This is a genomic window from Microbulbifer sp. NBRC 101763, assembly GCF_040371615.1.
GTDB lineage: Bacteria > Pseudomonadota > Gammaproteobacteria > Pseudomonadales > Cellvibrionaceae > Microbulbifer > Microbulbifer variabilis.
This window is the reverse complement of sequence record NZ_BAABQV010000019.1, coordinates 1-5,564: the sequence shown is the minus strand read 5'-3', so window position 1 is coordinate 5,564 and position 5,564 is coordinate 1. Positions and strand designations below refer to the sequence as shown.

7 protein-coding genes are annotated in these 5,564 nt (G+C 44.8%); all 7 read left to right on the top strand.

Annotated elements, in window-relative coordinates:
* A partial coding sequence (locus ABWV76_RS21935; protein ID WP_353377286.1) for an IS3 family transposase occupies positions 1-367 on the top strand: 367 nt, incomplete at its 5' end.
* Positions 368-731: 364 nt separating this feature from the next.
* Positions 732-1,115: a hypothetical protein gene (locus tag ABWV76_RS21930; RefSeq protein WP_353377285.1), complete on the top strand. Its 384-nt coding sequence runs from the start codon at positions 732-734 to the stop codon at positions 1,113-1,115.
* Between the two features lie 88 nt (positions 1,116-1,203).
* Positions 1,204-1,527: a low molecular weight protein tyrosine phosphatase family protein gene (locus ABWV76_RS21925; protein ID WP_020411203.1), complete on the top strand. Its 324-nt coding sequence runs from the start codon at positions 1,204-1,206 to the stop codon at positions 1,525-1,527.
* Positions 1,528-1,842: 315 nt separating this feature from the next.
* A complete protein-coding gene (locus ABWV76_RS21920; protein ID WP_353377284.1) occupies positions 1,843-2,490 on the top strand; it encodes a hypothetical protein in 648 nt (215 codons plus the stop codon).
* A 15-nt stretch (positions 2,491-2,505) separates the two neighbouring features.
* On the top strand, positions 2,506-2,910 hold the full coding sequence (locus ABWV76_RS21915; RefSeq protein ID WP_353377283.1) for a hypothetical protein: 405 nt from the start codon (positions 2,506-2,508) through the stop codon (positions 2,908-2,910).
* Positions 2,911-3,211: 301 nt separating this feature from the next.
* The gene (locus ABWV76_RS21910; protein WP_353377282.1) at positions 3,212-3,862 is read left to right on the top strand and encodes a hypothetical protein; all 651 of its coding nucleotides are present in this window, start codon (positions 3,212-3,214) and stop codon (positions 3,860-3,862) included.
* A gap of 63 nt (positions 3,863-3,925) precedes the next feature.
* Positions 3,926-4,417 carry an ankyrin repeat domain-containing protein gene (locus tag ABWV76_RS21905; RefSeq protein WP_353377281.1) on the top strand — a complete coding sequence of 164 codons (492 nt, stop codon included), beginning with the start codon at positions 3,926-3,928 and terminating at the stop codon, positions 4,415-4,417.
* Positions 4,418-5,564: the final 1,147 nt, after the last annotated feature.

Below are 5,564 nucleotides of genomic sequence, written 5' to 3'. Positions count from 1 at the left end.
CCAGATGACCGATGAATTGACACGTCGAGCATTGAAAATGGCTCTAGAGCGACGACAAATAAAGCCTGGACTAATAGTTCACTCTGACAGGGGTGTGCAATATCGATCGCAGAAATACCAGGATCTCTTGTCCGAAAGCAAGTGCAAGCCGAGTATGAGTCGCCAGGCTAACTGTTGGGATAATGCGGCAATGGAATCATTCTTTAGCAGGTTAAAAGTCGAGCTGGTCTATGCCGGAACATTCGAAAGCGAAGAGCAAGCAAAATCTGAGGTGTTTGAATACATTGAGATTTTCTACAATAGGGTTCGTAGGCACTCTGCATTGGGCTATGTAAGTCCAGCAGAGTATGAGCGAAAATACGCATAGTTAGAGTGTCTACTTTTTGTGGGCAAGACCAGTGTTGTACGTACTATGAGACTATTTACTGATTTTTATACAAAGGTTGCACTTAAGCTTTATCCATTTAGGTGGTTATTAGTTGTGTCTTTTTTTCTTCCTTTTATAGGTTGGTCTCTTGTCTCGACGGCATTACTGGTAATGCTGTGGGTGTGGACCAATTTAGGATTATTTATTGTTTTAACTTATGGACCTATCAACCATTTTGAGGGTTCTATTATATGGAGTGACGGGTGGCGGCCTATAGCTTGGGTTTTCCTAATTCCCATCCTACTGGGAGTCTTGGCTGCAACAGTTCTAATTCCTTATTCTCTTATACAAAGTAGTTGACAGAATGAATAACGAACACAGGGCACGGGATTGGATTAACTTCATTTTAGAGAGATGCCAGTTCCCTGATGCACAAGTATTAAAGGAGCACCTCGACAAAGCCATGGTTTCTGAGTTTTGTCAGTGCGGTTGTAATAGCTTCAAAGTTATGGTATTTGCTAATACCAAAGCGATTGCAGCTCCAGATAAGTACGGTGTAATTTTTGAAGCAAACTTTAATCTTGAAGAAGCAGGTAAAACGTTAGAGATCCTAATTTTCTCTGGAAAATCAGGAATGGTTGAATATATAGAAATAGACTGTTGTGGTAACAACTTTCCTGTTCCAGAAGCAGTTGAAGTTGTTGGAGAGCCGTTTCATGTCAGTGCCGGTAGTGTGTTAGCTCTCTAACAAGAGCCTGCACAAGCGCGCACTTCGTGCGCTGGACTCGCAACAAGTTGCTCGCCTGTGCGGCGGGCGTTCTGCATCGAGAGAGTAGATGAAAAAAGTATTGTTCCTATGCAGCAAGAATAAACTGAGGAGTCCGACAGCTGAAGCAATCTTTAGCGGCGTTGATGGCTGGGAGGTATATTCGGCGGGAATCAGCAACGATGCTGAGGTTCATGTAGGTCTTGAAGACATCGAATGGGCTGACCATATATTTGTTATGGAGAAGGTCCATAAAAAGAAACTGAGTAGCAAATTTGGCCGAGCTATAAAAGACAAAAAGGTGATCTCGTTAGATATCTCCGATAATTACGATTATATGGATAAAGAATTAATCGATATACTTCGGTCTAAAGTATCGGGGCTTGTAAACTAGCAAATACAGAACAAGCGCAGGCACGATCACACACTTCGTGTGCTGGACCTCCACCGCATTGCGGCTCCGGTCCGTGCTGCTGACCCCTCTGTACAGACTGCTATCGAGACTGCAGAGCTTGCTAAGTCCAAAACGAAGGCGGCAGGGTAAGAGTTGAATACGTCAAAATTGATTTAGTCGAAGTGCAAGATCAGCGCAATCTGCCCATGATTCAATCTGGTATTGCTAGCCTTCCTACCAGTTCCGCGCTATCCGCCTCAGATGATGGCAGCACGGCGAAAATAACTATCACTGCGCATACCGTGCAATTTGGTTTTGGCACGGTTAGTTATAACAGCGGCAGCATTACCGGTTTATCGTTCACTACAAAATACTATGTGTACTGCGATGACCCCCGGTACACAGGGCGGTGCGGTTACTTATTACGCTACTACTAACTTTTCCAAACTGGCTGCTAGTACTTGGCGGCGCTATGTAGGCACGATCACCACACCTTCCAACGGTGGCGGCGGCACAATTCCATCAGACCCCTGGTGCGTTGCTGTAGGTAGTTGGCTACGTGAGGGGCGACTAGTAGACCATTGCGAAACCGGAGATCTGATCGATTGCTGGGATACCGGCGACGAGGAAACCCATCTAAGCCCCATTATTGGCGGGGTAGATGCAGAGCCAGAAATACGCTGCGTATTGCTCACCACAACAAGCGGTGCCCAGGTAATTTGCAGCCGTGAAACCCCCGTTACCGACCGTGCAGGGCGGGTCTACGAGGCGCAGCACTGCCAGGGCTTTGAGCTGGTGGTTTTGCATGAAGAGGAGCCGCTCACCTGGGAGCATGTCGAGCGGGTCGAATGCGCTGGCCTGCGTACCGTGTACAAGGTCTCTGTAGGTGGCAAGAGCTATGCCGCCGGTATCGATCCCCAGCACCGCATCATCACCCATAACGGCGTACATAAATCTGATTAAGCAAAGGAATAGATAATGCCCAGTTTTTCCCCGATTACAGTGCCAGGTCTGGAGGCCTGGCAGTTCGCCTACACCATCGACGACGGCCACAGTGCCGGCACTATTGTGCGTGCAACGGTAACCCAGACCACCGAGCCCACTAATAGCGATGCTCAGGCTGCTGCAGTACTTAAATGTACGATTGCCGTAATCGACAACCAAAACACAGTACAAACTGATGGCGCTGGCGATCTGATGTCCAGTGTTTATGTCACCACCAAGACTCTGCAGGCTGATGCAGGCCAGCCGGTAAACGTTGCTGATCACGCTGCTGATTTAGTGGCGAGTTGTATTGTTGAAGTGGCAAACCGTTTAGCTGTGCATAGTTCTATTGCGGCTATGCGATACCGAGTGGGTGATACTGGCTGTGGTTTTCAGTAGTGGAGTGGACGTATCGCCGGTGCGAAAGCCCGAATTATAGAGCCATGGCTTACATCTACAGAAAGTCCCCCTAACTTATTGATTTAATTATGGGTAAAATGTGTTCAAGAGCGGGAGGTCGAACCAGACGACTTGAGCCAATGGCTCACTATCTCTGGTTGTTATTTAAGCAATGGTTTATAACCTGCTGTAAATAAAGGCTTTTTTGTAGAGCTTGAAGGCTCCACCCAAGAAATAGTAGCCAAATGGATAGTGAGCCATTGGCTCTTTAATAAACTGTTAGGTTTCAGGTTCAGCAATCATGCTAGATATCGAGAATATAAAAGAAGAATGGAATAAGTATCTTGATGCTAGAGATACAGGAATAAAGCATGTTTGGAAACCTTTGCTATCAAAACAATTGGAAGAAATTAAATCTTTGAATAAAGAAGATTTAAATGACTATCTTTTAGAGATTTGTAAACTTCATTTTGATGTAGGTTTAAATATTCCTGTGGAGCATCCAAATATTTGGCCTCAAATTTTGGAATTATGGAAATGTAAGCTGGATAATCCAGATGAAAAAATATTTCTATGGTTGTTTAAAGCAAAGCTCTATAAGGATGCATGTCTTTTGTGCTCAGGTGAGCCAAAAGAACTTTTAGAGTCCGCTTTAACGATTAATCCAGAAAGTAAAGAAGCAAAAAAATTATTATTCATTGAGAATTTAGATTTGCTTGATTTTGCAATGCATAGCTTGCCGTGTGGCCTTCACTTAGAAGTAGACACCTGTAAGTCAGCTATTTCTGAGTGCGAACAAATGCTAGTTAAGAATCCTGAATTAAAAATATACAAAACAAGATTCAATATAGGCTTTTCACATTATAAGGAAATGTTTTTTGCTTGGTTGGAGTATCAAGAAAAAGGTATTAAACTTGAATTCTTTGATTGGTACAAACCAACTGAAACCTAACAAAAAAAATCCAGGTGACGCCTACGGCGCACCTGATTTTGGCGTTAAGCGACTAGGATATCGATGAGCAAGGAAAAGTTTGATTTACTCATTAACGCGGTAATGCAGGACAAGTCTCTAGCCGAAAAACTCATCTCGGAAGACCCGGAGATAGTACACGCTAAGAATGGGATTGGAGAGACTGTGCTTCATTATTTAGCAGTTGAAGATCATCTAGATGAAGTCGCATGGTTGTTAGCGCGTGGATCTGAAATCAATACGGCTAATGAATTTGGCAACACTCCTTTGTCTGAAGCTGCAAGCCTCGGTTATTATGAGCTGTGTGAATTTCTACTCAAGGAAAGTGCCAATCCTAGGCAGAAGACTCCAGGTGGAGATACTGCTTTAAGTGAGGCTGCAATTAACAATGAACATAACGTGGTAGAACTTTTACTAGGCTACGTTGAGCCAGCAGAGACTCTGCAGGACTACTTCTCTTATGTGGGGTATGAAGTATTGCTAGATAAAGAGAGTCAGTCAGCAAAACTTATTAACCTAAAAGGGTTAAAGTGGTGAGGCACCTAACAAGTTTAGGCAATCGGACAAATTACGCCGCCTTCGGCTCCGCAATTTTCCATTGCTAAAGACGTTAGTGGTAAGCAAGAATGAGATTTCAGTGCCCACATTGCAAAAATTTTGGAGTCAATGCTTTTTCAAAGATTGGGGCGCATTCACTTGGTCCTGCACGATGTTCAAGCTGCTGTTACCACAGCGTTGAGCCAACACAGTGGCAAAAAGCAAAAAAGGCTTTGTGGGCAATAACTGGCCTATCTGCGTTTATTTCAGTGTTTATGGTAAGTGTACTACCGCTTCTTATCTGTTTTTCCGCGAGCGTTATACTTTCTCTATTCACACTATTTACGGTAAAGCTTCAACCAATTACAAACGCAGAAGTACACAATGGCCAGCTAAAGTTTTTAGTCGTGGTGCTCGCAGTGTTAGGGTTAGCGATTTACGGATACATCTTACAGTGATTGCCACTAACAAGCGCAAGCAGGTTGCTCCGGCCCTTGGGGCCTCCGCGGGACGCCCAACGCAGTGCAAATTTGTGCAGGTCGCTGCGCTCCCAGTTTCACACAAAATGTGCACAGCATTGGTCGCCCCTGTTGCGGGCGTTATGTGACTAAAAGAGTAAGCTCAAAATGTTCAGGCAACTAAGCCGTAACAGAAAGGTACTTTCCGTATTTAGCATCGGAGTAGCCGTGTGGTGTATTTCTATGCTTGGCTATCAAATAAGTTATGCAGAACGGGTTATGTCAGTACTAGAGAGTTGCATAATTGAATCGCTCGAACTTTGTGAGAAAGTAAATGAGGTCGAGCTGTATCGAAGCCTATGGAATGGGTCTGCCAGGTACTATGCTCTTGCATCGGTATTCTTCTGCGTTATATATGGTGCAACCTCTTTTGGTGAGCGAAAGAAAAGAGTGGAGTAGATGCCATCACATAACAAGCGGCTGTTGTCGCCCCTGCGGGGCTTGGACTGCCTTTCCGCTGCTTTGCAGCTCCAGGTCAGCCCCAAAGCCGGGCGTTATATTCAAGACTTGCCCACGTTTGGTAGACACCCTGTATAGTTAGGTTTAGGCCTAACACGGAGGTGTATCATGGGTAAGAAAAGAACTCAGGCGTATACGGAGGAGTTCCGTAGAGAAGCAGTTAAGAGAGC